This is a genomic window from Fusobacteria bacterium ZRK30 (genome assembly GCA_024628785.1).
In the GTDB taxonomy this organism is placed as follows: Bacteria; Fusobacteriota; Fusobacteriia; order Fusobacteriales; family Fusobacteriaceae; genus Psychrilyobacter.
On sequence record CP102405.1, the window covers coordinates 2,085,700 to 2,111,540 of the forward strand.

At 33.1% G+C, this 25,841-nt stretch carries 21 protein-coding genes; 6 read left to right on the plus strand and 15 right to left on the minus strand.

The features are described 5' to 3' along the window. The 6 genes from NRK67_15160 to sppA all read right to left on the minus strand — a co-directional run bounded on the left by NRK67_15160 (position 1) and on the right by sppA (position 8,238). A complete protein-coding gene (locus NRK67_15160) occupies positions 1-2,163 on the minus strand; it encodes an RNA-binding transcriptional accessory protein (GenBank protein ID UUV18612.1) in 2,163 nt (720 codons plus the stop codon). Positions 2,164-2,277: 114 nt separating this feature from the next. After that, positions 2,278-3,153, minus strand: a complete 876-nt coding sequence (galU, locus tag NRK67_15165) for a UTP--glucose-1-phosphate uridylyltransferase GalU (GenBank protein UUV18613.1) — start codon at positions 3,151-3,153, stop codon at positions 2,278-2,280. Between the two features lie 103 nt (positions 3,154-3,256). After that, the gene (gene metG, locus NRK67_15170) at positions 3,257-5,170 is read right to left on the minus strand and encodes a methionine--tRNA ligase (protein UUV18614.1); all 1,914 of its coding nucleotides are present in this window, start codon (positions 5,168-5,170) and stop codon (positions 3,257-3,259) included. Between the two features lie 35 nt (positions 5,171-5,205). Further along, positions 5,206-5,838, minus strand: coding sequence for a lysophospholipid acyltransferase family protein (locus tag NRK67_15175; protein UUV18615.1), 633 nt, complete (start codon positions 5,836-5,838; stop codon positions 5,206-5,208). Positions 5,839-6,009: 171 nt separating this feature from the next. Beyond that, the gene (locus NRK67_15180; GenBank protein UUV18616.1) at positions 6,010-6,369 is read right to left on the minus strand and encodes a YbaB/EbfC family nucleoid-associated protein; all 360 of its coding nucleotides are present in this window, start codon (positions 6,367-6,369) and stop codon (positions 6,010-6,012) included. Positions 6,370-6,528: 159 nt separating this feature from the next. Further along, positions 6,529-8,238, minus strand: a complete 1,710-nt coding sequence (gene sppA / locus NRK67_15185; protein UUV18617.1) for a signal peptide peptidase SppA — start codon at positions 8,236-8,238, stop codon at positions 6,529-6,531. Between the two features lie 465 nt (positions 8,239-8,703). On the opposite strand from sppA, the gene NRK67_15190 reads away from it, so the two are divergent. Then, positions 8,704-10,224, plus strand: a complete 1,521-nt coding sequence (locus NRK67_15190; protein ID UUV18618.1) for an AbgT family transporter — start codon at positions 8,704-8,706, stop codon at positions 10,222-10,224. Positions 10,225-10,345: 121 nt separating this feature from the next. On the opposite strand, the gene pepF is transcribed toward NRK67_15190, so the two are convergent. Continuing rightward, positions 10,346-12,319: an oligoendopeptidase F gene (gene pepF, locus NRK67_15195; protein UUV18619.1), complete on the minus strand. Its 1,974-nt coding sequence runs from the start codon at positions 12,317-12,319 to the stop codon at positions 10,346-10,348. 379 nt (positions 12,320-12,698) lie between these two features. Here pepF and NRK67_15200 point away from each other — a divergent pair, with 379 nt between their 5' ends. The 3 genes from NRK67_15200 (at position 12,699) to NRK67_15210 (ending at position 15,099) form a co-directional block, all read left to right on the plus strand. Continuing rightward, positions 12,699-13,337, plus strand: coding sequence for a YitT family protein (locus NRK67_15200; protein UUV18620.1), 639 nt, complete (start codon positions 12,699-12,701; stop codon positions 13,335-13,337). Between the two features lie 108 nt (positions 13,338-13,445). Then, positions 13,446-13,826, plus strand: a complete 381-nt coding sequence (locus NRK67_15205) for a thioesterase family protein (GenBank protein UUV18621.1) — start codon at positions 13,446-13,448, stop codon at positions 13,824-13,826. Between the two features lie 49 nt (positions 13,827-13,875). Further along, entirely contained in the window at positions 13,876-15,099 is a 1,224-nt protein-coding gene (locus tag NRK67_15210) for an NCS2 family nucleobase:cation symporter (GenBank protein UUV18622.1), read from the plus strand. A gap of 49 nt (positions 15,100-15,148) precedes the next feature. Here NRK67_15210 and NRK67_15215 read toward each other — a convergent pair whose 3' ends face one another. Further along, a complete protein-coding gene (locus tag NRK67_15215) occupies positions 15,149-16,483 on the minus strand; it encodes an MATE family efflux transporter (GenBank protein ID UUV18623.1) in 1,335 nt (444 codons plus the stop codon). A gap of 452 nt (positions 16,484-16,935) precedes the next feature. On the opposite strand from NRK67_15215, the gene NRK67_15220 reads away from it, so the two are divergent. After that, complete coding sequence (locus tag NRK67_15220) at positions 16,936-18,300, plus strand: alkaline phosphatase (GenBank protein UUV18624.1); 1,365 nt, start codon at positions 16,936-16,938, stop codon at positions 18,298-18,300. A gap of 8 nt (positions 18,301-18,308) precedes the next feature. Continuing rightward, positions 18,309-19,424 (plus strand): YibE/F family protein, encoded by a 1,116-nt coding sequence (locus tag NRK67_15225; GenBank protein UUV18625.1) that lies wholly within the window; start codon positions 18,309-18,311, stop codon positions 19,422-19,424. A gap of 24 nt (positions 19,425-19,448) precedes the next feature. Here NRK67_15225 and NRK67_15230 read toward each other — a convergent pair whose 3' ends face one another. From NRK67_15230 to NRK67_15260, 7 genes are read right to left on the minus strand one after another with little or no spacing between them, the layout of a single operon-like run. Continuing rightward, positions 19,449-20,198, minus strand: a complete 750-nt coding sequence (locus NRK67_15230; protein ID UUV18626.1) for an ABC transporter ATP-binding protein — start codon at positions 20,196-20,198, stop codon at positions 19,449-19,451. Beyond that, on the minus strand, positions 20,195-21,148 hold the full coding sequence (locus NRK67_15235; protein ID UUV18627.1) for an iron ABC transporter permease: 954 nt from the start codon (positions 21,146-21,148) through the stop codon (positions 20,195-20,197). The genes NRK67_15230 and NRK67_15235 overlap by 4 nt, the downstream gene beginning before the upstream one ends. 17 nt (positions 21,149-21,165) lie before the next feature. Further along, positions 21,166-22,230 carry an ABC transporter substrate-binding protein gene (locus tag NRK67_15240; protein ID UUV18628.1) on the minus strand — a complete coding sequence of 355 codons (1,065 nt, stop codon included), beginning with the start codon at positions 22,228-22,230 and terminating at the stop codon, positions 21,166-21,168. Between the two features lie 39 nt (positions 22,231-22,269). Next, the gene (locus NRK67_15245) at positions 22,270-23,040 is read right to left on the minus strand and encodes an ABC transporter ATP-binding protein (GenBank protein ID UUV18629.1); all 771 of its coding nucleotides are present in this window, start codon (positions 23,038-23,040) and stop codon (positions 22,270-22,272) included. Next, a complete protein-coding gene (locus NRK67_15250) occupies positions 23,034-24,047 on the minus strand; it encodes an iron ABC transporter permease (protein ID UUV18630.1) in 1,014 nt (337 codons plus the stop codon). Before NRK67_15250 ends, NRK67_15245 begins: the two co-directional genes overlap by 7 nt. A 2-nt stretch (positions 24,048-24,049) precedes the next feature. Further along, positions 24,050-24,979, minus strand: coding sequence for an ABC transporter substrate-binding protein (locus NRK67_15255; GenBank protein UUV18631.1), 930 nt, complete (start codon positions 24,977-24,979; stop codon positions 24,050-24,052). Next, positions 24,969-25,817, minus strand: a complete 849-nt coding sequence (locus NRK67_15260) for a sirohydrochlorin cobaltochelatase (protein ID UUV18632.1) — start codon at positions 25,815-25,817, stop codon at positions 24,969-24,971. The genes NRK67_15255 and NRK67_15260 overlap by 11 nt, the downstream gene beginning before the upstream one ends. Positions 25,818-25,841: the final 24 nt, after the last annotated feature.

A 25,841-nucleotide genomic window follows, 5' to 3' on the forward strand; every position in this document is an offset into this window, starting at 1 on the left:
TTATAGTCCTTTCTTAGTTAGTGCTACCCTGTTCCTATTATGGTCTATGCTGTCTACTTTTACCTTTATTATCTCTCCTACTGCCAGTTCACTGGTCATATCTACTACTCTTTTATTGAATTTAGATATATGTAAAAGTGCATCATTTTTTAACCCGATATCGATAAAAGCTCCAAAGTTAACTACATTTCTTACAGTTCCTTCTAATTCCATTCCCTCTTTAAGATCAGATATCTTCAATACATCAGATTTTAGGAGTGGTTTTGGTATATCATCTCTAGGGTCTCTTCTATCCCTAATCAATGCTTCATAGATATCTTTGGCAGTTTCCTTTCCTACCTCTTCCTTGGTTATAAACTCCTCTAAATCCATAGTTTTTAAGTTAGATCTCACACCTTCTAAATCATCCTTATATTCAACTAAACTGGTCTTATTATTCTTCAACATCTTTTCAGCTATCTTGTAAGATTCCGGATGAATAATAGTATTATCTAATGGGTTTTTACTTTCCGGTACTATCAGGAACCCTGCCATCTGTTCGTAGGCTTTTGCTCCTAACCCCTTAACTTTTAGTAATTCTTTTCTAGTGGTAAATTTGCCATTTACCTTTCTATATTCCTCTATATTTTTCGCTACATTCTTCTTTACACCTGATATATAAGCTAATAATGCCCAAGATGCTGTGTTTACGTTTATCCCGACTGAGTTTACTACTCCTTCTATAACATCTCCCAAAGAACCTTCTAATTTCTTTTGATTTACATCATGCTGGTACATCCCAACACCAATAGATTTTGGATCTATCTTCACTAATTCTGCTAGGGGATCCTGGATTCTTCTAGCTATGGATATAGCTCCTCTTACTGTTACGTCAAAATCAGGAAATTCCTCAGCTGCAATTTTTGAGGCAGAATATACCGAAGCTCCTGCTTCATTTACAATAAGATATTTCACATCTTCTTTAACCTCTTTTAACAGTTCTGCTACAAAGGCCTCCGTTTCCCTGGATGCCGTTCCATTACCAATGGCTATAATATCTATCTTATATTTTTGTATATATCCCAATATTTTTTTCTTAGCTTCCTGTAATTTCCCTGGATTATGCATTCCCTTTACCAGGTATAACACATCATCCATTTGATAAAATCCATCTGAATTTATAACTACAGTTTTACATCCTGTTCTGTAAGCCGGATCCAAACCTAAGATATTTTTTTCATGCAGAGGCGGTTGTAACAGTAGATTCTTTAGATTTTCTTTGAATATCTTAATGGCATCTAATTCACCTTTTTCAGTCATGATATTTCTAACTTCTCTCTCTACAGAGGGTAAAATAAGTCTGCTTAGAGCATCTTTTACTACATCTAAATAAAATCCTTTTAGGTCTCTATTTATGAATTCACTCAACAGATGGAATTCTACCATCTCTCTAGTTTTATCATTTAATTTTATAGAAACTGAGATAATCTTTTCTTTCTCTCCACGATTTACAGCTAATATCCTATGAGATGGCATTCTCGATACATTTTCTACATGTTCATAGTAATCTTCATATGTTTTTTTCTCATCTAACTCTTTATTTTTTTTGACTAAAGTTGTATTAACTTCACCAAATTTTAACATTCTTTCCCTTATGTTTTCTCTGTATTTAGCTTTTTCACTTATATTCTGAGCCAAAATCAATTTAGCTCCTTCTATGGCATCCTTTATTTCTAATATATTTTCATTGATATATTTTTTTGCTTCTCCCTCTATGTCGCTCAATGTAATCCCTAATTTCCTTGTATACATAGCTAAAGGTTCTAAACCATTTTCTATAGCTGTATCAGCCTTAGTTTTCTTTTTCTTTTTATATGGCAGATATAGATCTTCCACTTTCTGTAATTTTTTAGCTCCTAAGATAGCTTTTTTTAGTTTCTCTGTTAATTTACCCTGGTCGTTTATTAACTTTATAACCTCTTCTTTTCTCTTCCCCAGATTTCTCAAATAAGTAATTTTTTCTAAGATCTCCCTTATTACTACTTCATCTAAATTTTCTGTTATTTCCTTTCTATATCTTGAAATAAAAGGAACGGTAGCTCCCTCATCCAATAATTTAATCGTATTTTCTACCTGTTCCACTTTAATTTTTAGCTCTTCAGCTACTATTTGGTTAATATTCAATTATTCTCCACCCGCCTTCGTATTTTTACTCATAATTATACCATATCAAACACTTTTTTTAAAATAAAAAGAGAGTATAGGAGGGATTTACCCCCTCTACACCCCTCATTTTTATTATAACTTTATCGTTTCTAAATATTCCTTCAGTCCGTCTTTCGTCTCTTCGTTACGCAGACCAAACTCTATATTAGCTTTAAGTAACCCAAGTTTACTCCCGATATCATATCTTTTACCTTTAAATCTATATGCTCCTATATCGTTTCCATCTTTTATCATAGCTAAGATTGAGTCAGTAAGCTGAATCTCACCACCTACACCTGCCCCCTGCTTTTCTAAATGTTTAAATATATCGCTGGTCAAAAGATATCTTCCTAAACAAGCCATCTTAGAGGGTGCATCCTCTAAGTTTGGTTTTTCTATAAAGTCTTCCATTAAGACAGTATCTTCATCCAAATTTTTAATTGGCTTTACAATCCCGTATTTAGATACATCTTCATCTGCTACCTCTTGAACTCCTATAACACTATTACCGTGCTTTTCATAGTTTTCAATAAGCTGCTTAGTTACAGGTTTTTCCTCATTATACATAATATCATCGCCTAGAGCGATAACAAATGGCTCATCTCCTATAAATGGTTTAGCTTTCAAAATTGCATGCCCTAATCCTAGAGGATGGTTTTGTCTTACGTAGAATATATTGGCCATATCAGATATGTCCTTTATCTTGTTCAATAATTCTAATTTTCCTTTTTTCTCAAGAGTAGTTTCCACTTCATATGAATAATCAAAGTGATCCTCTATTGAATTTTTATGTCTTCCTGTTACTATAACGATATCTGTTATTCCAGATTCTACTAATTCTTCCACTATGTATTGTAATGACGGTCTATCTACGATAGTCAGCATCTCTTTAGGCTGAGCCTTTGTTGCTGGCAATACTCTAGTCCCTAATCCTGCTGCTGGTATAACTGCTTTTGTAATTTTTCTCATTTTTTTACCTCCACACACTCGATAGTTTCTTTTTTATCACAGTTTTATAGATTTCAGGAAATTTTATAAAACTGTGATAATTTTAAAAAAAGTAAGCTCTAAACTATTTTATCTTACTTGCTACTTTTACAGCTTCATCTATAAAGATTAATTTAGTTCTCTTTTTTTCCACTGTCGTCAGTAACATCCCTTGTGATATTTCCCCCTGTAATTCTACAGAATTTAAGTTCAGCACTGCCATAACTTTTTTCCCCACTAATTCTTCAGGTTTTTTATAAGTTTTAGCTATTCCAGATACTATTTGTCTTATACCTGATCCTGTCTCTACTTTGAACTTAATCAATCTTTTAGAACCTTCTACTAATTCTGCTTCTAATATCTCTACTACTTTCATCTCTACTTTTTCAAAATCAGTAATATCGATAGGGTTTTCAATAACCAAGTCTTTATTTATCTCTAACTCCACTTTCTCTACAGGTTTTTCTAATCTTGGGAAGATAGGAGTAGCTTCTCCTAATTTATGCCCGGCTTTTAATATATCCCATGCTTTTATATCTTCTACCTTAGCTGTTTTTATATCTCCGTCAATTCCCAATTGTGCCCACATCTTAGAAGCTGATTCTGGAATATATGGATATACCATTACTGCTATTTTATTCAGTGCTTCCACTAAATTTTTCAATACTACTGCTAATCTAGGTTTCCCTTCATCAGTTTTAGCTAGAGCCCAAGGCATAGTTTCATCGATGTATTTATTCATTCTTGATACAAATCTCCATATAGCTTCCAGAGCCTTAGAAAATTCAACAGTACTCATGTATTTGTCTACCTCTGCCAATGTTTCTTCCCATAACGCCTTAATTTCATCATCATAGATCTCATGACCTTCTCCTGCTTCAACTACTGAACCAAAATATTTACTATACATTCCTAAAGTTCTATTTAATAAGTTCCCTAGGTCGTTAGATAAGTTTGCATTTACCCTGTTTATCATAGCTGTAGTGTTGTAGTCTCCATCACTTCCAAAGTGAACTTCACTAAGTAGGAAATATCTGAATGCATCTACACCATATTTTTCTATCTCTGCAATAGGGTCCACTACATTTCCCTTAGATTTTGACATCTTTTCTCCTGCTACAGTCCACCATCCGTGAGCTACTATCTTCTCTGGTAATTTTTCCCCGGCAGCCAATAACATACAAGGCCAGATTATAGCATGGAATCTTAATATATCCTTTCCTAACAGGTGTACTACCTCTCCGTCTTTCCAGAATTTAGAGAACATATCTTCATTATTTTCATATCCTACAGCAGTTAAATAGTTTGTAAGTGCATCAAACCATACATAGGTAATATGATCTTCATCTATCTTTAACGGGATTCCCCAGTCAAAGGTGTTTCTAGAGATAGAAAGATCCATCAATCCTTGCTTTATGAAAGATATAACTTCATTCCTTCTACTTTTCGGCAAGATAAATTCAGGATTTTCATCTATATGTTTTAATAACATATCTTGATATTTACTCATTTTAAAGAAGTATGACTCCTCCTTTACTACTCCTAACTCTTTACCGCAATCTGGACATCCATTTTCTCCTACGATTTGATTTTCAGGAACAAAAGTTTCACATGAAACACAATATTTTCCCTCATAAGATCCCTTATATATATCTCCGTTGTCATATACTTTTTGAATGATTTTTTGTACAGCTTTTTTATGTCTATCTTCAGTTGTTCTGATAAAATCATTGTTATCTATATTTAATTTTTCCCACATTTCTTTGAATCTCACTGACATCTTGTCTGTCCACTCTTGAGGAGTGTATCCCATCTCAATAGCTTTTTCCTCAACTTTTTGACCATGTTCATCTGAACCAGTCAAGAAAAACACATCGTATCCCATTGTTTTTTTATATCTGGCCAATACATCTGCTGCTATAGTCGTATAAGCACTCCCCACATGGGGGTCTCCATTTACATAATATATAGGGGTTGTTACATAAAAATTTTTACTCATAATATATCTCCTTCTATTTTTAATATTTATTATTTTTAATTATTTAATTTACTTTCTGCCTGCCTGTCTAACTCCAATAAGATCTTTTCTACTTTTAATGCTACTACATTTAGATCTTCTTCCGGTGCTATGCTTATAGGTTCTCCTAATATACAGACTATTTTAGAAAATGGCTTAGGTAGTTCTATCTTATCCCAAGTTTTTTCAAATACCCACTTACTTTTAGATGCAGCACCAATTGGAACCAATTTTTTCCCGGATCTTTGAGCTAAAAACAACATCCCGGGCTTAACTTTATACACCGGTCCCTTGGGCCCGTCTACTGGAGTTCCTACAATATATCCATCTTTTAAAAATTTAACCATCTTCAAAAGACCTTTAACTGCATCTCTTCCACTAGAACCTCTGACCACTTTATATCCAAATTTTTCTAAGGGTACACTTATCAATTCGCCATCTTTAGACGCACTGGCAAGAGCAGCTTTTTTCTTTAATTTATCCATAATCACAGTAATAGGAACTATTTTATTATGCCAAGAAACATATACTGCATTTTCATCCATAACTCCTTCTGCACTTATCTTTTCAACTTTATAAGTCTTAGATAAAATTCTTAAGATATAGTAGATCAGCAATCCAAATATCTTATATTTTTTCTGTTCCTTCATCGATTCACTCCCTATTCCTTTACTGATTATAAAATTTAGTTATACCACTATATTATAGCACAACTTTTTTATATTCCCAGCAAATAATCACGGTAAATCAAAAAAATTAACATAATATTGTACAAAAAAAAGAGCTCGAAAGCTCTTTTAGATATAAATTTGAAGTTATCCTTAGAATAATCCCGGGATATTCATTCCACCAGTTACTGATGACATCTCTTTTTCTGCTAATTCTTCAGCTTGTCTCATTGCTTCTCCTACTGCTGATACGATAAGATCTTCTAACATCTCTTTATCATTATCTTCTACTGCTTCCTTTAAGATTTCATCTGAGATGTTTATTGAAAGGATCTCTTTTTGCCCATTAATCTTAACGTTTACTGCTCCTCCACCTACTGAAGTTTCTAACTCTTTACCTTTTAACTCCTCTTGAATTTCTAACATTTTTTGTTGCATTACTTGTGCCTGCTTTAAGATATCCCCTTGATTTCCTGCCGCTTTATTTCCTTTAGATTTAATTTTTCTAACCAATTGTTGTTCCTCCCTTTATTCATTCTCTTTATTTGAAATGCATTTCTTGCTTCTCATATGATAATATTTTTAATTCATAAAAATATTAGTGATACCCTTTAACGGGCGTTCCTTACTTCCTAAAAGTATAGCATATCCACCTAGGACAGTGTCAATAATTTAATTAAATTCATAGGGCATCAATAAAAGTGGTTTTTTCGCCTCAAATGGTACAGCTTCTATCGTAGGTGCATCTACAAAACTTCTTACCTTACTGTATATATTTTTATATCCCAATATGATTTCATACATCCCTTTTTTCTCTGTTATTTCAACCACTTGGTAGTCTGCTAATTTTAAATCTGCTGCCAAAGTTTTTATGGTAGTTTCAAGTCCGCCAATTTCATCTACCAGTCCATTCTCTAACCCCTCTTCTCCTAACCAAATTCTACCACCTGCAATAGTCTCCAATTTGTCTAAAGGGATATTTCTTCCTGTGCTTACTCTATTTTTGAATTCGTCATATATTCCCAGACTAGACAATCTTATCTTTTCTATCTCTCCCGGTGTCATCTTTGCAGTCAACGAATTCATCCCAGAATACCTTCCTTTTTCTACCCTTTCTATATTTATCATTGTTTTTTCTACCAATCCGCTTATCTCAGGAATTATAGATACCACTCCTATAGAACCTGTTATAGTTGATTTTGTAGCGAATATTCTTTTTGCCCCTGAGGATATATAGTAGCCTCCTGATGCTGCTACTCCTCCCATAGACACATAAACAGGTTTAGTTAATTTAGATATCTCATGATGGATTACTTCCGATGCAAGAGCTGATCCCCCAGGAGAGTTAACTCTTAATACTATTCCTTTTATATCTTTATCTTCATCTGCTTTTTTCAACTCATTTTTCATACTTTCTATATCTATGCTGTTTTCACTTCCACGAGCCCCGTTATAAACTATGTCTCCAGAAGCATATATTAAAGCAATTTTTTCCTTTTTTTCTGCCTTTTTAACGGTAGTCAAATAATCCTCTAAAGATATTTTATTCCCTACTTCATATTCTTTATCAAATTCACTCTGATAACTAAGCCCATCTATAAGACCTATTTTTTCTCCATATATAGGATTTCTCATAACCAGTTCTCCACCTAATACAGCCTTATTCATTGCAATTTTTTCTATTTCTCTTCTTTTAGATATCTCTTCTATCCTGTCATTATATACTCTGTCATATACCCTTTTAATATCTTTTTTTAACTCTTTTGACATCTTTCCTTTTGAATACTGCTCTCCATAAGCTTTATAATCTCCTATGTGTATCACATTAAATTTTATCCCTACATAGTCTGCTAACCCTTTAAAATAATTAAACTCCCTATAATACCCGCTCAAATCTATCGCTGCCGATTGAATAGGCGGCATAACTATCTTTGTAGCATATATCCCCAATCTATAATTTTGATTGTTTATATTTCTGGTAAAAGCATATACTTTTTTCCCGCTTTTTTTAAACTTATCCAATGCTTCCCCAATTTCCTCTATATGGTTTGCTGAAAGATCTACATGATCAATATCCATATATATCCCGCCTATATTAGGTTCCTTAGAAGCTTCTTTAATCCCCTCTAATACCTGATATAGTTTTAAAGATTTTTCTAATTCAAATAAACCTTCTCCATCTTTTTCAACCATCCCCTTGGAAAAATCAAGTTCTAGATATGTATTTTTTTCAATCACAACTTCTTTTTTATATTCAGTTAAAGTAGCAGTTATTACTCCTGCTATAATAGCTAAAAATATTATCACCACTAAGGTTGCCTGGAACACCTGTTTAGAGAAAAACAAAATAATTTTTCCTATGTATTTTAATATCGTTTTCATTGTTACACCCCATCATTAATATTTATTATTTTATCTATAATTCAGTTTATCACAAAAAAACACCTTTAAGTGTATTTTTTTACTTTAAACCTAATTCTTTTCTATAGGTAAATTATAGATCAAAGTTATAATTTTAGCAATAAAATCTGTTTTTTTCTAAGATTCAATTTTTTATTTCATCTATTTTTTTATTTAAATCAAACTTCTATTAATTTTATTTAATTTTAACTCTTACTTTAGAAACATTTTAGTTGCTGGAAAAATACCTTTAAAGAGTAACTTATATCAAAAACAATACTATTTTTTTATAACAAAACCCTTTCATTTATGTTTTATGTTCTTTTATAGACACTTTCATCCTGTTTTCAAAATGAATTATTTGACTTTATCTTTTATCTAAGTTATACTCCTAATATAATTCTAATAAAAAACTAATATTATTAATTAAAACTCGAGGAGGAATGTATGAGTACATCAACAATTAAAACCAAGAAAAAAGTTAGTTTCGTTGACAAATTTTTAAACGTAATTGAAAAAGGTGGTAATGCATTACCACACCCAGCAACACTATTTGGTATCTTAGCACTTGTAATGGTCGTTATATCTGGAATAGGAGCAGCATTAGGCTGGTCAGTTGAATTTGAAGGAATAAATAGAAAAACAATGCAAATGGAAAATATGGTTATTCAAACTAGATCTTTGATGAATGCAGAAGGGATCAACTATATCTTCACAAATATCGTTAAAAACTTTACTGGATTTGCTCCCCTGGGAACAGTTTTAGTAGCTATCATCGGTATCGGTGTATGCGAAAGATCCGGGTTAATGGCAATCTTATTAAAGAAAACAGCACTTTCTACTCCGAAGAAGTTAGTTACTGTAATGGTAGTATTCTTAGGAATAATGTCAAACGTTGCATCTGATGCTGGTTACGTAGTATTACCACCATTAGCAGCATTAATATTTTTATCATTTGGTAGACATCCATTAGCAGGATTAGCAGCTGCCTTTGCCGGTGTATCAGGAGGATTCTCAGCTAACCTTTTAATCGGTACAATAGATCCATTATTAGGTGGTATCTCTACAGAAGCAGCTAGACTTTTAGACCATGCATATGAAGTTGCACCTACTGCAAACTACTTCTTCATGTTTGTTTCTACATTCTTAATAGCTGTCATTGGATGGTTTGTTACAGAAAAAATCGTTGAACCTAGATTAGGAAAGTATGAAGGTGACGACACTTTAGAATTTGATGAAGTTACAGCTGTAGAAAAGAAAGGTTTGAGAGCTGCCGGGTTAGCAACTATAGCTTTAATAATCTGCTTAGTACCGTTATACTTCGTATTAGGTAAAAACTTTTTAGGTCACGGATTAGTTCCTATCATCGTATTATTCTTTGCTGTACCAGGATTAGCTTACGGTATGTCTATAGGAGTTATCAAATCTGATAAAGACGTTATGGGAATGATCAGTAAATCTATGGCAACTATGTCTGGATACTTAGTATTAGTATTCTTCGCTGCACAATTTATTGCATTCTTTAACTACTCTAACTTAGGTACTATCTTAGCCGTTAAAGGAGCAAGTTTATTAGAAGCTACAGGAATGACAGGTATACCTTTAATCATTGGATTTATCTTAGTAGTAGGTGTTTTAAACTTATTCATGGGATCAGCCTCAGCTAAATGGGCTATCTTAGCACCAGTATTTATACCAATGTTGATGAGAGTAGGATATACTCCTGAATTCACTCAATTAGCATACAGAATTGGAGATTCAACTACAAATATCATCTCTCCATTAATGAGTTACTTTGCAATGATCATTGTATTTATGCAAAAATACGATAAGAAAGGATCTATGGGAACGTTGATCTCTATCATGTTACCATTCTCAATGGCATTCTTAATTGGTTGGTCAATCTTATTGATTATCTGGATGATGTTAGGATTACCTATCGGACCTGGAATCGGAATCTATATGTAATTAATAATTACACAGTAAAAGACGAGATTAATTTCTCGTCTTTTTTTATTATTATATTTTTTTATGCTATTCTAAACATAAAAAAAGACAGATAAAATCTGCCTTTTTTTATCAATATTTCTTAATTAAGTTTATTTATCTCCTCTTCTAATTGATCTAAAAGTTTATCTAAATCTTTAGTAACAGCTTCTACTGTCTCCCTCTTAGACAGGTCTACCCCTGCTTTTTTCAATTGATTCATAGGGTTGTCATTACCTCCTGATTTTAAAAGAGTAAGGTATTTTTCCAGTGCCTCTCCCCTCTCCTTCGCACTATAACTCTCATTGGTTATCCTGTCATAAAATACCGACGATGAAGCAAAACAAGTTGCATATTGGTATACATAATAAGGTGAATTAAAGAAATGTGGTATCCTAGCCCATAAAACTTCCATTATCTTATCAGTTTCTGTTGAATCTCCATAATATTCTTTGAATAACTCTGCCATAATTTCACTCAGTACATCTGGCGTTACAGGTTCCCCCTCTTCCACTAACCTATGTGCCTGGAGCTCATAATCTGCCAAAAGGGATTGGAAATAAAATGTTCCAGTTATCCCTCTGATGGCTTGTTGCAGCAGCGCGATCTTTTCCTTGGGGTCTTTGGTATTTTTCAGCATATGATCAAGTAAGAGCCTCTCATTAAATGTAGAAGCTACTTCAGCTACAAAGATAGTATAGTCATGAGTTGCAAATGGCTGATTTTCACTGGAAAGAAGGGTATGCATCGTATGGCCTAATTCATGAGCCAGTGTGAATACATTATCCAAAGTCTTATTATAGTTCATGAGCATATATGGATGGACACCATATACACCTACAGAGTATGCACCACTCCTCTTACCTTTACTTTCATATACATCGATCCAGCCGTCACTTATTGCTGTTTCCATTTTATTACTATAATCTTTCCCTAAGGGAGCTATAGAGTCGTATACATATTGTTTTGCATCATCATATTCATATTCCTTTTGAAAATCAACCAATGGAATCGAACCATCATAACTATGGTAACTTTCTAATCCCAGAATTTTTTTTCGAAGTCTGGCATATCTCTTCAATGGTTCACTATTTGTTTTAGCAACCTCTATTAAATTTTCATATACCGAAGTGGGGATATTATTTTTCTCCAGAGCAGCTTCTAAGGTAGAGTTATAATTTCTTGTTTGAGCCACTGCAAAATCCCGCTGTAGTGAACTTCTATAGATTGCACCATAGGTATTTTTATAATCTTCAAAAGTTTTATAGTGGGTATCAAACGCCTTCTTTCTTTCCCCTTGATCCAGATTAGTTGCCATTATTTTACTATAATTTCCATAGGTCATAGGTAGTGTAGTTCCGTCTTTAAATTCTACTTCACCAAATTTAATATCGGTAGTAGATAACTCCGAATATATACTCTTAGGAGCTCCCTGATACTGACCGTAATAGGAGATCAGTTTTTCTGATTTTGCATCTAATATATGTCCCTGGAGACGATATAGTTCCATCAAATTAAATTCATATGGTTTTAAATCTTCATTCTTATCTATCCAGCTGGCCATGATTTTTCTTGGAATTGTCAAAATCTCTGGAGTTACCCAAGCTGTAGAAGTACTATATTGACTAAATAGTGTTATAATACGCTGTAGATTTTCCCCGGCTTTTTGATCTGCTCCATTTAAATCTTTTTTCATATTAGGATACAGATAAACCTTATAGGATAAGATATCTACCTTTTCCTGTAATTTTAAAAATTCTATAAAGGTTTCAGGGTTTTTAGATATTTCCCCCTTATATTCATTGATCTTATCCATCATTTTTTCCATTTGGATAAAATCTTTCTCCCACAGGGACCAGTCACTATATATGTCCTTTAAATTCCATTTATATTTATTCTCCACTTTTATTGCTGCCTCCTCAGTTTCGACTTTTTTTTCTTCTACTTTGACTTTCTTTTCCTCCACTTTTTTTAAAGTTATCTTTTTTTCTTTTTTTATATAATTTTGATTCATATAGAGATGACTTGCTATCCCCAGTGCCAAAATTCCAGTTAATATTAAAATCCTTTTCTTCATATATTTTATCCTCCCCATGTTTTTTCTCTATCAATTAAAAAAGCAACGTGAAGTTGCATCCAGATAAACACAATTAAGGTTTTCTAATTTCCTATATTATCAAAAAAATATTCTCGAAGTCTCTAATTATTTCATTCCATCGATAACAATTTTCTCGACCTTAATTTTCTTTTTTTCAGCTTCCTCTTATTACTAGTATATCCCTAATTTTCAGCTTATTCAACAGATTTTATTTATTTTAAAAATACCATATTTTATAACTCTTAGTCCCCCCTTTATGTACGTTAAAATATTTTAACTTTTCCATTTACAATACCTGAAAAATAGTATACAATGTATTGTTAAGACTAAAATAATTATACAAAAGGAGAGTAAAGTAATGTCAAAAAGAAAAAAACATCTAACAGAATTTTTATTTATTAATCTAGGATTTTTTATAGCAGCAATGGGTATCACTAACTTTTTAGGACCTGCAAAGTTTACTGCTGGAGGATTTACAGGACTGGCGATTTTAATAAACACACTTTTTTCAAATTTTTCTATCGGTCAGGCTATGTTATTACTTAATATCCCTGTGTTTATTTTAGGTGCTCTTATTATAGGAAGAAAATATGCTCTTACTACTACATATGCCCTTATATTATTTCCATTCTATGAATGGTTTACCCATAGTTTTTTAAGATTCGTCCATCCTAGTGCTGATGGTTTAACGTTTAAATTTATCGCTGTTGTTGCAGGGGCTATCTGTATCGGTATTGGAATTGGACTGGCTGTAGCTTTTGGTAGTAACACCGGGGGAACTGTTATCGTGGCTCAGATTTTTCATAAACTTTTCAAATTTCCTGTAGGAAATGTAATGATGGTAGCAGACTGTATTGTAATATTAATCTGTGCTTATTTCTTAGGATTTGATACAGCTATTTACGCTGTAATCTGCTCATTCTTAATTGGAAAAACTGTTAATTTTACCATCGCCAAATCTAAAGAATTCCAGGAAAATATATTTTCTGTAGCCTAAGACAAATTCTAAAGAAACTCTTTAATAAAGAGTTTCTTTTTTTAATTATTGACATCTGCAAAGAAATAGAGTATAATTTCGAAAGTTTAAAGTAGAGGAGGTAATACAATGTTAAAAAAAGATCTGTCTTATACATTAGAAAAAGTTATAAATTCATCGGAAACTGCCATAAAAATGGAATCTGGCGGATTAGATGTTTTTTCTACTCCAAATTTAATTGCTTTTATGGAAAAAGCTGCATTTCTTAGTGTTGAAAAATACCTGGATAAAGAAAATACCACAGTAGGTATATCTGTAAATGCTAAACATCTAAAAGCTAACTTGGTAGGAGATAAATTAAGTTGTATTGCTACATTAAACGAGATCGATGGAAAAAAACTTTCTTTCGAAATTGTTGTAATCCACGAAGAAACTATCGTAGGAAGTTGTTTCCATGACAGATTTATTGTCAACAAGGAAAAATTTATAAATAAATTAATTAAAAGATAGATTTTACTATCTTTTTTTTTGAAAAAAAATTAGGAGGATTGAGAAAAAAATGCATAAAATTAATGGAAAGACAAAATATTTACTGGGGTTACAACATGTACTAGCTATGTTTGGGGCTACTGTATTAGTACCATTCTTAACTGGGCTTAACCCATCTATCGCACTATTAGCTGCAGGGGGAGGTACTCTGTTATTTCATCTTTGTACAAAGAAAGTTGTCCCTGTATTTTTAGGTTCTAGTTTCGCGTTTATTGGAGCTATCTCTTTAGTTTTAAAACACGATGGTATAGGAGCTGTAAAGGCAGGAGTTATCTCAGCAGGGTTTATCTACATTTTAATGGCTATAATCATTAAGGTATTTGGTGTCGATAAAGTAAAATCATTTTTCCCTCCAATAGTTGTCGGTCCTATCATCATGGTTATCGGTCTTAGAATGAGTCCCGTTGCTCTAAATATGATTGGATATAATAACGGCACATTTGAACCAAAAGGTTTAATTATTGCTGTAGTTGTAGTTACTACCATGGTAGTAATCTCTATTTTAGAAAAATCTTTCTTCAGACTGGTTCCTATCCTTATTTCAGTTATGGTTGGATACACATTAGCAGTTTTATTCGGACTAGTAGATTTTACTCCTATTGCAAACGCTAAATGGATTGGATTTACAGACAGTGCTCTAAAAGATCTTACGACTCTGCCTAAGTTTTCATGGACGTCTGTTATTGCAATAGCTCCTATAGCTCTGGTAGTATTTATAGAACATATTGGAGATATTACAACTAACGGTGCCGTTGTTGGAAAAAACTTCTTTGATGAACCTGGAATTCACAGAACTATGTTAGGAGACGGAATCGCCACACTTTTTGCCGGATTAATTGGTGGACCTGCTAACACAACTTATGGTGAGAATACCGGTGTTTTAGCAGTTACCAAGGTATATGATCCTGCTGTTCTTAGAATCGCCGCTGTATATGCCATCGCACTATCATTTATAGGTAAATTTGGTGCTGTCTTACAGACTATACCTACTCCTGTTATGGGTGGAATATCTATCATCTTATTTGGAATGATCTCAAGTGTAGGAGTAAGAACATTAATCGAAGCTAAATTAGATTTTGCTCATTCAAGAAACTTAATCATTGCATCTCTTATCTTTGTTTTAGGAATAGCTATCAGTAATGTAGTTTTATGGGGAACTATCTCACTATCTGGTCTGGCAGTAGCCGCTATTGTAGGAGTAGTTTTAAATAAAGTTCTACCTAAAAATATATAAGAAAATGGAAATATAAAATAGGCAGCCAACGGCTGCCTATTTTTATGTTTTACGCCAGTTTATTTATCCATCTCTTACTTACAAACCTTTTCATCCCAATTGCAATACGTACAAACTCTTCTGCCAGGGTAGCTAAATATACTATGTATATGGGAAGCCCTAAATAAAAAGCTGCAAATATTGCTCCAGGGATCCCTACCATCCATAGAGCTATAAGGTTTATCCCCATGGCGAATTTTGTATCTCCTCCACCTCTTAAAACTCCTACCATCTTTGTCATACTAAGTGCTTTAAATGGGAAAGATATACAGAATGCTATCAATGTGTATTTACCAAGTCTCAATACATTTTCATCTACATTATACATCCCAACTAACTTAGAAGAGAATAAACCTAGAGGAATTGCCAAAAGAAGTGCTAAACCAAATGAAACTTTATAGAATTTCTTACCGTCAGAATAAGCTTCCTCCAATTTTCCCTGTCCTATTTTATGAGCTATCATTACTGTAGCTGCATTGGCAAATCCAATTATTCCAACTACCGCTAATCTCTCAAAACTATTCTCTATATTTATCGCAGCCAACGACTCTGTTCCTATCCTGCCATAAACAGCACTATACACAGTCTGTCCCAATGCCCATAAGATATCATTCACTATAACGGCTCCTGCAGTCACAACAAATAACTTTAATACAACCATATCAAAACTAAAGAATTCTTTTAGTTTTATAGCTATAGGGTATCTTCTTCTATAGATGACCGCTACTACCACTACACACTCTACCCCACGGGCTATAGAAGTGGCTAATGCGGCACCTTCTACCCCTAATTCCGGGAATCCATAATTACCAAATATGAGTAGGTAATTTAATACAATATTTACCACCAACGATAAAAAACTTGTCAACATAGGCAGCTGACTCTCTCCTAACCCTCTGAGTAGTATAGAAAATGAAAATGATACCGCTGAAGCCACATATGACCAGGCTACTACCTTAAGATATTTTGAAGCAGTGACTATAACCAATGGATCTTTTGTATAGAGTCCAATGATGTACTCCGGTGTAATATATGAAATAAACCAAAAACATAGAGCCATCAATATACTCAGTATAGTAGATATAGATACGATATATTTCACCTTAGAATAATCCTTCTTACCATGGTATTGAGCAATAAATACAGCTGCTCCACTATTTACTCCCATTATAAATGTTGTCATCAAGAATACTATTTGATTAGCCAAACCTAAGGATGCCACCTGCATCCCTCCTAATTTCCCAATCATAAATACATCTGCCATATTTACAGATGCCAATATTAAACTTTGAATTGTTATTGGCAGTGCCAATATTAGTAACGTTTTGTAAAAACTTCTCTTCATTTTTCCCTCCTAAAAATATATAAACACAAAAAAAAGGCCAACTTTAAAAAGTTGACCCATAAAGGTTCAACTTAAAATATCAATTCACAGGATGAGCTTTAGCTTAATGATACTCCTGTAGCACCAATGAGATGGACAATTCTGCCTAACGACACTCTCACAGCACCATTGAATCGACTATTTCAAGTCAAACAATGTATTTAATTTTATATTACGATGCACATTATACTACTAGTTTTTATTTTTGTCAACCAAATCGACTTATAAAATTATAAAGAATATATACCGATCATTTCTATATTTCAGAGGAACCTTTTTTCCCTTTTTATAAATTAATTTTTTATATAAAAAATTTAATTTTACGTCACCTTTACCCTAAATAGGTCTTCTTTTTACATGGTTTTGTTATAGTAATTTTAGGATCAAATACAAATATAAAACAGGAGGAAAAAATGAAAAAAATCTTAAGTGGAGTAATGTTTTTTTGGATATCGGTGATGGCTTTAGCTGCACCAAAGTATGTATTTATGTTTATCGGTGACGGATTAGGAGCTTCACAGAGGCAGATGGCAGAATATTACGTTCAGCAGGAAAAAGGAGAAAATTATAAACTTACAATGAATCAAATGCCTGTAGTAGGTATCAACACCACCCATTCCCTGGATAATTTAGTTACAGATTCTGCTGCTGCAGGAACAGCTCTTGCTACAGGCCAGAAGACAGATAACGGTATGATAGCAACTCTTCCTGATGGTAGAGAAGTAAAGAGTTCATTAAAATATGCCCAGGAAAAGGGAAAAGCAGTGGGAGTAATAACCACTACCAGGGTAACTCATGCCACTCCAGCATCATTTGTTGCCCAAAACATAAATAGAGGCAACGAAAATGAGATCGCAGAAGATTTTATAATCAGCAATGTTGATTTTATAGCAGGAGGAGGATATAGGCACTTTGTTTCTCCTGGCGAAGATAGTTCTAAAAGGACAAAAGGAAACTTAGTAGCCGAACTTCAAAAAAATGGATATAAAACATTTATAGGAGAGAACTCCGCAAAAGATTTAAAAAAATATAAAGCTAAAAAAAACGAAAAAGTATTTATAGCCTTAACACCATCCCACCTTCCATACGAGGTCGATCGTATGAATAACCACAAAGATCAGCCTTCTCTGGCAGATCTTACAAATAAAGGTATCGATGTATTGGAAGCTAGAAATAAAAATGGATTTTTTATGGTAGTTGAAGGCGGGAGAATAGATCACGCTTCCCACGCCAATGATGTAGCTGGAACTGTCCATGACACCCTTGCATTTGATGAAGCTATTCAGGTAGCTATGAAATTTTATAACAACCATAAAGATGAAACCCTTATTGTTATAGCAGGAGATCATGAAACTGGAGGATTGGGAATGGGAGTTGGATTTAAAAATATAGTAAATCCTACAATTATCGATAATATTAAGGTTTCCATCGAAGATACTCTCCAAAAAAAATATAACGGAAATAGAAATGAGTACTTTAAATATATAAGTAAGAACTTTGACTTAAATAATCTGACAAAAGAGGAAAAATTAAAAATAACAAGAGCCATGGATGCAGAGGATGAAAATAAAAAAGATAATAAATCATATGGGACTTATAAACCCACATCCATTGCAGTGGCTCATATTGTAAATGAAAGAGCAGGAGTTGGATTTACAACCTTTGATCACACAGGATCTCAAATCCCCCTCTCGGCAATAGGAACAAATTCTGAATCATTTGGTGGTTTCAAAGATAATACTGAAATCGGAGATGAAATGATAAAACTTTATAATTAGGAGGTCCTATGAGGAACAATCATATAATTTTATTATCATTTATGATCGCTATGTTTCTATATTTTACAAAGGAAAATATATTGGAACCAAATGAATATCTAGCCAGGGTAGTCTCTATCAATAACAATGAATTAATACAAAGAGGTATTTCAAAAATTGGTTCTCAAAATTTAGAAATAAAAGTATTATCTAAGGATCGAAAAGGGGAGAGACTAAAGACACTAAATCGATTGAATGGAAGTGCAGAATATGATGAATTTTATGAAGTTGGAGACAAGATGCTGGTAAGAATAGTAGAAAGCAACAATAAATTAATTATCAACCCTATCTCTTTATATAGAGTTCCTACCCTCTTATTCTTACTGGGAATATTTGCGATTTCTTTAATCCTATATGCCAAAAAAGTAGGGTTTAAGTCCCTTCTTTCATTTTTGGCAGCTATTGGAATGATATATTATCACCTCATTCCAAGAATTTTAAAGGGAAGTTCTCCTATGATGACTACTTTTATCTTTATTTCAATTTTAACAGGGGTAATTGTGTTTTCAGTAGCAGGATTCAGCAAGAGAGGAGGAGTGGCTTTTTTAGGGACTATAACCGGGCTTGTCGCAGCTTTTTTAATGACACAACTTTTCTTGGATACCCTATCCTTTACCGGTTTAACTATGACAATGTCTCAAGCCCTTGTTGCAGCAGGCAACTTCCACATAAATTTAGTAGAAATTCTCTATAGTGGAATAATCATAAGTGCTTCTGGAGCAGCTATGGATATTGCTATGGATATGGCTGTCAGTATGGAGGAGATCTTGGAAAATTCACCTAATATCTCTAAAAAAAGTTTAATTAAATCAGGCTTTAACATAGGAAATGCTGTAATAGGAACCATGTCTACAACCTTACTTTTAGCTTATACTGGGGGAAATATTACAATGATGATGCTGCTAGTTGACAGAGGATTATCTTTAAACACAATTTTGAATAGTAAATTAGTTGCAGTTGAAATCGCTAAAACCCTTATAGGAACTACATCTCTTCTAATCGTAGCTCCGGTAACAGCTTTTATTGCGGCCTATGTATATATGTATAATCCTAGAATTATAGCTAAAAAAGTAGTGAAATGTTAAAAGCAGCCCTCTGGGCTGCTTTTTTTATTCTTGGGGAGATATAAAATATTCATCATTAATCTTGGTAACTTTAACCTTTACTTCGTATAAATTTTCTAAAATCTCACTTTTAAAAGTACTTTCCTTATCTCCAAAGTGAAGCTGTCTGCCATTTTTTAATAACAATAATTTATCACAAAATCTCCCTATCAAGCTTAAGTCATGAATTATAATTAAACACCTCATCTTATTCTCTTTAATAACTTCTTTAATTATTTTTAAAATATTAAATGCATTTGAAAGATCTAAATTACTGGTTGGTTCATCCATTACTATTATTTCAGAGTTTTGCGCTAAGGCCCTTGCAATATAAGCCCTTTGTTTTTCTCCACCGCTTAATGAACTTATTTTTCTGCCTTTATAATTTTTTAAATTAAATTTCATTATCAGTTCATCTACTATTTTTTTATCTTCCATTGTTTCATTATATTTGATATATGGAATCCTCCCTAACATAATAGTTTCATATACTGTTAAATTATTAGTTTGAGATTCTTGAGGAACGTAAGCTATTTTTCTTCTTTTTTTTACTAAATTGAGCCTCTTTAAATCTTTTCCTTTGAAAAATACTTCACCTTTTCCCTCTTTTATACCAATTATATTTTTTATAAGGGTCGTTTTACCACTTCCGTTAGATCCTAAAACACCTAATATTTCCCCTTCTTTCACCTGAAAATTTATATTTTTTATAGAAAATCCTGTTTTATAGTTGTACGATAAATTTTTTACTATCAATTTTCTTCCCCTTTTTTTAATATTAGATGTATAAGTATAGGTACTCCTACATAACTCATAATAATCCCAATAGGTATTATTAGAGGACTAAATAAAGTTCTTCCAATTGTATCGGATAATATAACTAATATTCCTCCGATCAACATAGAATAGCTTAGAAGATATTTATGATTTTCTCCTACTATTTTTTTAGATATATAAGGAGCTACTAACCCAACAAAACCTATTATCCCACTCATTGAAATAATACTCGCAGTTAAAACTAAAGACAATAAGCCTATAATCAGCCTTTCTCTTCCTACATTAACCCCTAAAGTAATTGCATAGTCATCATCACAATTACAAATTAAATTTAGTATCCAAACCTTCTTTTGAAACACCATAAATACTAAAACTAAAAAAATTAAAACAACATAAGCATTGCTCCACTCTACCCCATTAAAACTACCAAAAGTCCATTTGACTATAGAAGATAGCTTTTCCTCTGAAGCGATATATTGCAGTGTTGAAGTTAGAGCAGCAAAAAAATAATTTAAGGCTATTCCAATAATTATTATAGTTATAGATTCTATCTTGTTTCTTAGACTTAAAAAATAAATGATTAAAGCACATATCATAGTAGCCGAAAAAGCTCCTAAAATAATATATAACTCCCTCTCTCCAAATATAACTATAGACAATGCTGCTCCAAATGCTGCAGCTGATGATACTCCCAAGGTAAAAGGACTTGCCATCGGATTTCTTGTAATCACTTGCATAGACGTCCCGCAAAGACCTAGGCCCATTCCAGTTAAAACTGAAAAAATAACCCTTGGCCCTCTCAGGTAATATAAAATATTTAATTCATTTGAATCTACTTTAAAAATATTTATCCATTCATTTCCCATTGAAATCCCTAAAAATAACAGTATTAATAAAGTGATAACTGCATATACATAATTTTTTTTCATTTTCTCTTCCCATTCTATTATTTATTATTTACAATACTTGGATAAAAATGTCCTTTTATGTCTTTGAATCCTTGATATTCTTCCAACCAAACTTTAAATATTTCATCTGGATCTAAATCTGTTAAGATATCTGGATATATCCATTTTGCCATGTATACAGCTCCGATCATCTTAGAAGCTCCTCCATGTCCAAATTGTGACATTAGATATACATCATTATTTTTCACAGCCGTTATATTACTCCAAGCTTTTCTGTGTTTTATATTTTTAACTGTCTCTTCCATCTGTTCTTTAGATGGTGCTTGATAGACTCCTGTTCCTTTAATTATACTTTTCAAGCTTATATTTTTTACTATTACATCTGGATTTTTGCTAATTACAGCTTCTGAATCTACTTGAGCTACATTTACCTTTCCACCTACATTTTCAAATACATTCTCTCCTCCTGAAGCTACAATCATATTGTAGTAGTAGCTCCCTGGAAAAGATGTATAATAGTCTTTAGCATCTTCCCAATAAACAGTTCTTTTCTTTACACCTTTTAATTTTTTCTGAATATATTCTAATGGTTCATTATAATACCTTTCAAACTTCTCTGCTTGTTTTTCTTTACCAAAAATCACCCCAATATTCTTAACCTGGTTAGAAAAATCATTGGTATCATAACCAGATATTACAATTACTTTTATTCCAAAAGGAGCTAATTTTTTTTCTGCTTCTCTGTAAACACCATTAGATGGTAAAATAACTACTTCAGGTTTTAATTTTATTATTTTTTCATAGTTTAAGCTCTTTTGATTTTTACCGACTACATCTTCTATATTAAAATTACTCCAATACTCTCTGTCTTGGGCAGTATTCATGTCAACAGCAATTACTTTCTCTATTGCTCCACACGCTCTAATTAACTCATTGTTATATCTTAGAGTCACTACTGCTCTTTCTACAGGCACTAAAATTTCTATCTGTCTTCCTACGTTATCACTTATAGTGACTAGCTTTTTACTATTTGCTACCGCTAATGTCCCTATAATAAAATTTAATACCATTACTAATAAAAATAACCTCTTCCTATTTTTCATCCTTCCCCCTATTTTATATTTTCGACTTATCCATAATATTTAATAAAGTATCTCAGTTGGAAGATAAGTGATAGATAGTTTCTGAGTGGATATATTTCTTGAGATTTCTGTCTCTACATTAAATACCTCTCTAAAAAATTCTCTTGAAAAAACCTCTTCTGCACTTCCTTTATCCCAAAGTTTTCCATCTTTTAAAGCTATTATTTCATCACAATAAAGAGAGGCTATATTCATATCATGTACCGCCGCAACTACTGTGATCGATAGTGATTTTAATATTGCCATTATCTGAAGTTGATATCTTATATCTAAATGATTGGTTGGTTCATCCAATATTATAATATCTGCTTCCTGGGCTAAAGCCCTTGCAATTAAGGCTCTTTGGCGTTCTCCTCCTGAAAGACTTAAAAAAGCTCTATCCCGATATTCTTTCAGTCCCAGTTTTTCAATTGCCCCATTTACAATCTTTCTATCCTCTCCATTATAAGACCCCAAAAAACTTTTGTGTGGATATCTTCCCATGGTTACCATCTCACATACGCTAAAATCAAATTCACTTCCTCCATGCTGGGATACTACTGCCATATCCTTTGCTAATTCCTTAGAACTAATCACCTTAAGGCATCTGCCTTTTAAGTCTATCTTTCCTTCTCCCTTTAGAGTTCTATAGATATTTTTCAAAAGTGTCGATTTACCGCTGCCATTAGGCCCTACTATTCCTATAAATTTCCCCTTTTCTACATGAAAGGATATATTTTCTATTAGATTCTTCTCCTCTATTTCATAGGATAAATTCTTTATCTTTAACATCTCTTCCCTCCAAAATTATATCCTCTTTTTATTATCCATAGAAAAAATGGTCCACCTAGAGCTGAAGTAAGAATTCCAATAGGCAGTTCCTCCGGGATAAAAATAATCCTTGAAACTGTGTCTGCTCCCATGATAAATATTCCACCAAAAATAACACTTAAAGGTATTAATTTCCTATGAGAAGCTCCTGTTACCCTTCTTGTTATATGAGGGATAATCATTCCGACAAATCCAATAGTTCCCGTTAAAGCCACTACTGAGCTTGTCAAAAGTGAAGATAGGATAATTAAAAATAACTTCAGTTTTTCTGTTTCTATCCCCAAAATCCGTGCCTCTTCCTCTCCTAATAAGAGAAGATCTAATTCTTTGGAGAGACAAAGCCCTATTATCACAGCTAAAATCAGGATAATTCCAGGAAATAATAGTTTATTCCACTGAGCTCCTCCTAAACTTCCAGTCATCCAAAACATAGCATTTCTAACTTTAGAATCATTTTTTACCCAATAAATAAGTAAATTTATCAGTGATGAAAATACCGCTGATACAGCTATCCCTGTGAGAACTAATCTTCCTGATGAATAATCACCCCTTGTTAGACGGATCACTATAACAGTCGCTAAAAATGCTCCTAAAAACGCTCCGCCCTCCACCGAAAATCCACCTAGATTAAAAAACATCGCTGTAATTGCTCCTGCTGCTGAACCACTTGAAATACCTAATATATAGGGATCCGACAAGGGATTCTTTGTTACTGCCTGCATAAAAACTCCTACTAATGCAAGGGCTCCTCCGGTTATAAATCCCAATATCGCTCTGGGAAACCTGATCTTCCATATAATAACTTCCATCCCCTTACTCCAGTTCCTTGTAAAGATTTCAAAGTTACTGGTTTTATTCAGTGCGACCTTCCATACAGTGGTAAATGGTATGTCTACTGCACCTAAGTTTACTGCTAAAGTAAATACCATTATTAATACAAGAGTATATATAAAGATCTTTTTTTTCATATCTACATCTCCTTATAAAATCCGTTAGCCAGGTGCTCAATAGCTTTTCCTATCCTTGGCCCCGGTGAAATTTCTGCCAAAGATACAACAACAAATTTATTTTCTTTTACAGCTTCCAGCTCCTTTGTAAATTCATTTTTCTTTAAAAATTTGATCTTTTCCTGAGCTTCATCATTGCCATAATCAACTATTACTACTACATCAGGATCCTTTTCTAAGATACTTTCCCAGCTTACTGTAGCGTAATTCCCCTGAATATTTTCAAATATATTTTCTCCCCCTGCCTTGGTGATGATATCATTTCCAAGACCAGATCCCGCTACCACAAAAGGAGCTTCCTTTCCGGAGTCATAGGCAAATACTCTTATTGTTCTTTTATCTCCTTTCAATTTTTTAGCTTTTTCTACAGTTTTTTTCAAAGAATCAACTATTTTTTCAGCTCTGTCTTCTACATCAAATATTTTCCCAAGGGTGATATAATCTTCATAAACATCCTCTACTTTCGCTCCCTTCTCTAAAGATGAGATTATGTATGGACTTACCCCGTTTTCCATGAGTTCTTCTACCCCTGCAAGTCTTTTAGGATTTAATGATGAATGCCATCCACTTACAAAATCAGGCTCTACAGAATAAAAAACTTCTTTAGATGGATATCTGTCAGAAAGTATGGGTACTTTATTGTAGTCCTCTTTTAATTCTGGAAGAATTTCATTATCTGCCCAGCACGTCCCTGCCATCTTGTCCTCTAGTCCTAATGAAAGTAGAATTTCTGTCATAAAATGGGATGTTGTCACTGCTCTTTTAGGAGACTCTGTAAAAGTTACCTCATATTCTTTATTTCCGTCACTAAAATTTACAGTAACAGGTGTATAAGCATAAGATACCAAAGATAAACCCAAATATACTCCTGCAACGATATTTTTAATACTCATTATTTTCCCCCTTTAAAATCTCCTCTTTCTTTTTCTTTATATCCTCAATTTCATATTTTATAAGATCATCTATATGGTCAATAAAAAGATCCTGTACCCCTCTTCTCTCTCCCATACCTACCATAGAAACTTCTGTTCCGATTTCTTTTTCTTCCAATGCCTCTTTCCAGTCTCCAGCTATATCTTCCTCTGCATGAACTCCTGCCACTACCATCAGAGGAACTAAAGTCACCTCTTTTATACCATTAATTTCTAAGTCTTCCATAACTTCTTCCAGCCCCGGGTACCCCTCTACTGTCCCTACAAATATATTTTTATATCCTTTTTTCTGTATGGCATATTGAAGCATTCCATAAGCTGAAGCTGCATGATGGGTCGTTCCATGTCCTATTAAAACAATTGGTTTATTCGAATATTCTTTATTAAAGATATCCGCTATATCCATATAATCTTTTGTCTTGGTTAAGAGAGCAGAACCAATTTTAATCTCTTCAAATTCAAGTTTATATCTATCTATTTCCTCCTTCATGCAGTCAGCCTCAATTCCATTTATTATATGAGTTGCCTGTACTATAATATGGGTAAACCCCTCTTCCTTCATCCTTTCTATCGCTTCATTTGGCGTTAATTTTCTGACTCCCTCCTCTTTATATATTTTTTTTATTACCATCCTCGATGTATAGGCTTCTCTAACCTCAAACTTTCTAAACTCTTTTTCTATCCGTCTATTAATTGTTTCCAAAGAATTTTCTCTTGCTTTTTTTCTACTGGTTCCAAAATGGACCAATAAAATTCCTCTCCTTACTTTTTTTTCTTTTTTGTTTTCAGTAAATAACATTTTCACAACTCTCCCAATTGATTT

Coding starts and splice junctions, on each gene's coding strand:
- galU (UUV18613.1), bottom strand. CDS start 3,153: ATGAGAAAAATTACAAAAGCAGTTATACCAGCAGCAGGATTAGGGACT.
- metG (UUV18614.1), bottom strand. CDS start 5,170: ATGAGTAAAAATTTTTATGTAACAACCCCTATATATTATGTAAATGGA.
- NRK67_15175 (UUV18615.1), bottom strand. CDS start 5,838: ATGAAGGAACAGAAAAAATATAAGATATTTGGATTGCTGATCTACTAT.
- sppA (UUV18617.1), bottom strand. CDS start 8,238: ATGAAAACGATATTAAAATACATAGGAAAAATTATTTTGTTTTTCTCT.
- NRK67_15190 (UUV18618.1), top strand. CDS start 8,704: ATGAGTACATCAACAATTAAAACCAAGAAAAAAGTTAGTTTCGTTGAC.
- pepF (UUV18619.1), bottom strand. CDS start 12,319: ATGAAGAAAAGGATTTTAATATTAACTGGAATTTTGGCACTGGGGATA.
- NRK67_15200 (UUV18620.1), top strand. CDS start 12,699: ATGTCAAAAAGAAAAAAACATCTAACAGAATTTTTATTTATTAATCTA.
- NRK67_15205 (UUV18621.1), top strand. CDS start 13,446: ATGTTAAAAAAAGATCTGTCTTATACATTAGAAAAAGTTATAAATTCA.
- NRK67_15210 (UUV18622.1), top strand. CDS start 13,876: ATGCATAAAATTAATGGAAAGACAAAATATTTACTGGGGTTACAACAT.
- NRK67_15215 (UUV18623.1), bottom strand. CDS start 16,483: ATGAAGAGAAGTTTTTACAAAACGTTACTAATATTGGCACTGCCAATA.
- NRK67_15220 (UUV18624.1), top strand. CDS start 16,936: ATGAAAAAAATCTTAAGTGGAGTAATGTTTTTTTGGATATCGGTGATG.
- NRK67_15225 (UUV18625.1), top strand. CDS start 18,309: ATGAGGAACAATCATATAATTTTATTATCATTTATGATCGCTATGTTT.
- NRK67_15235 (UUV18627.1), bottom strand. CDS start 21,148: ATGAAAAAAAATTATGTATATGCAGTTATCACTTTATTAATACTGTTA.
- NRK67_15240 (UUV18628.1), bottom strand. CDS start 22,230: ATGAAAAATAGGAAGAGGTTATTTTTATTAGTAATGGTATTAAATTTT.
- NRK67_15245 (UUV18629.1), bottom strand. CDS start 23,040: ATGTTAAAGATAAAGAATTTATCCTATGAAATAGAGGAGAAGAATCTA.
- NRK67_15250 (UUV18630.1), bottom strand. CDS start 24,047: ATGAAAAAAAAGATCTTTATATATACTCTTGTATTAATAATGGTATTT.
- NRK67_15255 (UUV18631.1), bottom strand. CDS start 24,979: ATGAGTATTAAAAATATCGTTGCAGGAGTATATTTGGGTTTATCTTTG.
- NRK67_15260 (UUV18632.1), bottom strand. CDS start 25,817: ATGTTATTTACTGAAAACAAAAAAGAAAAAAAAGTAAGGAGAGGAATT.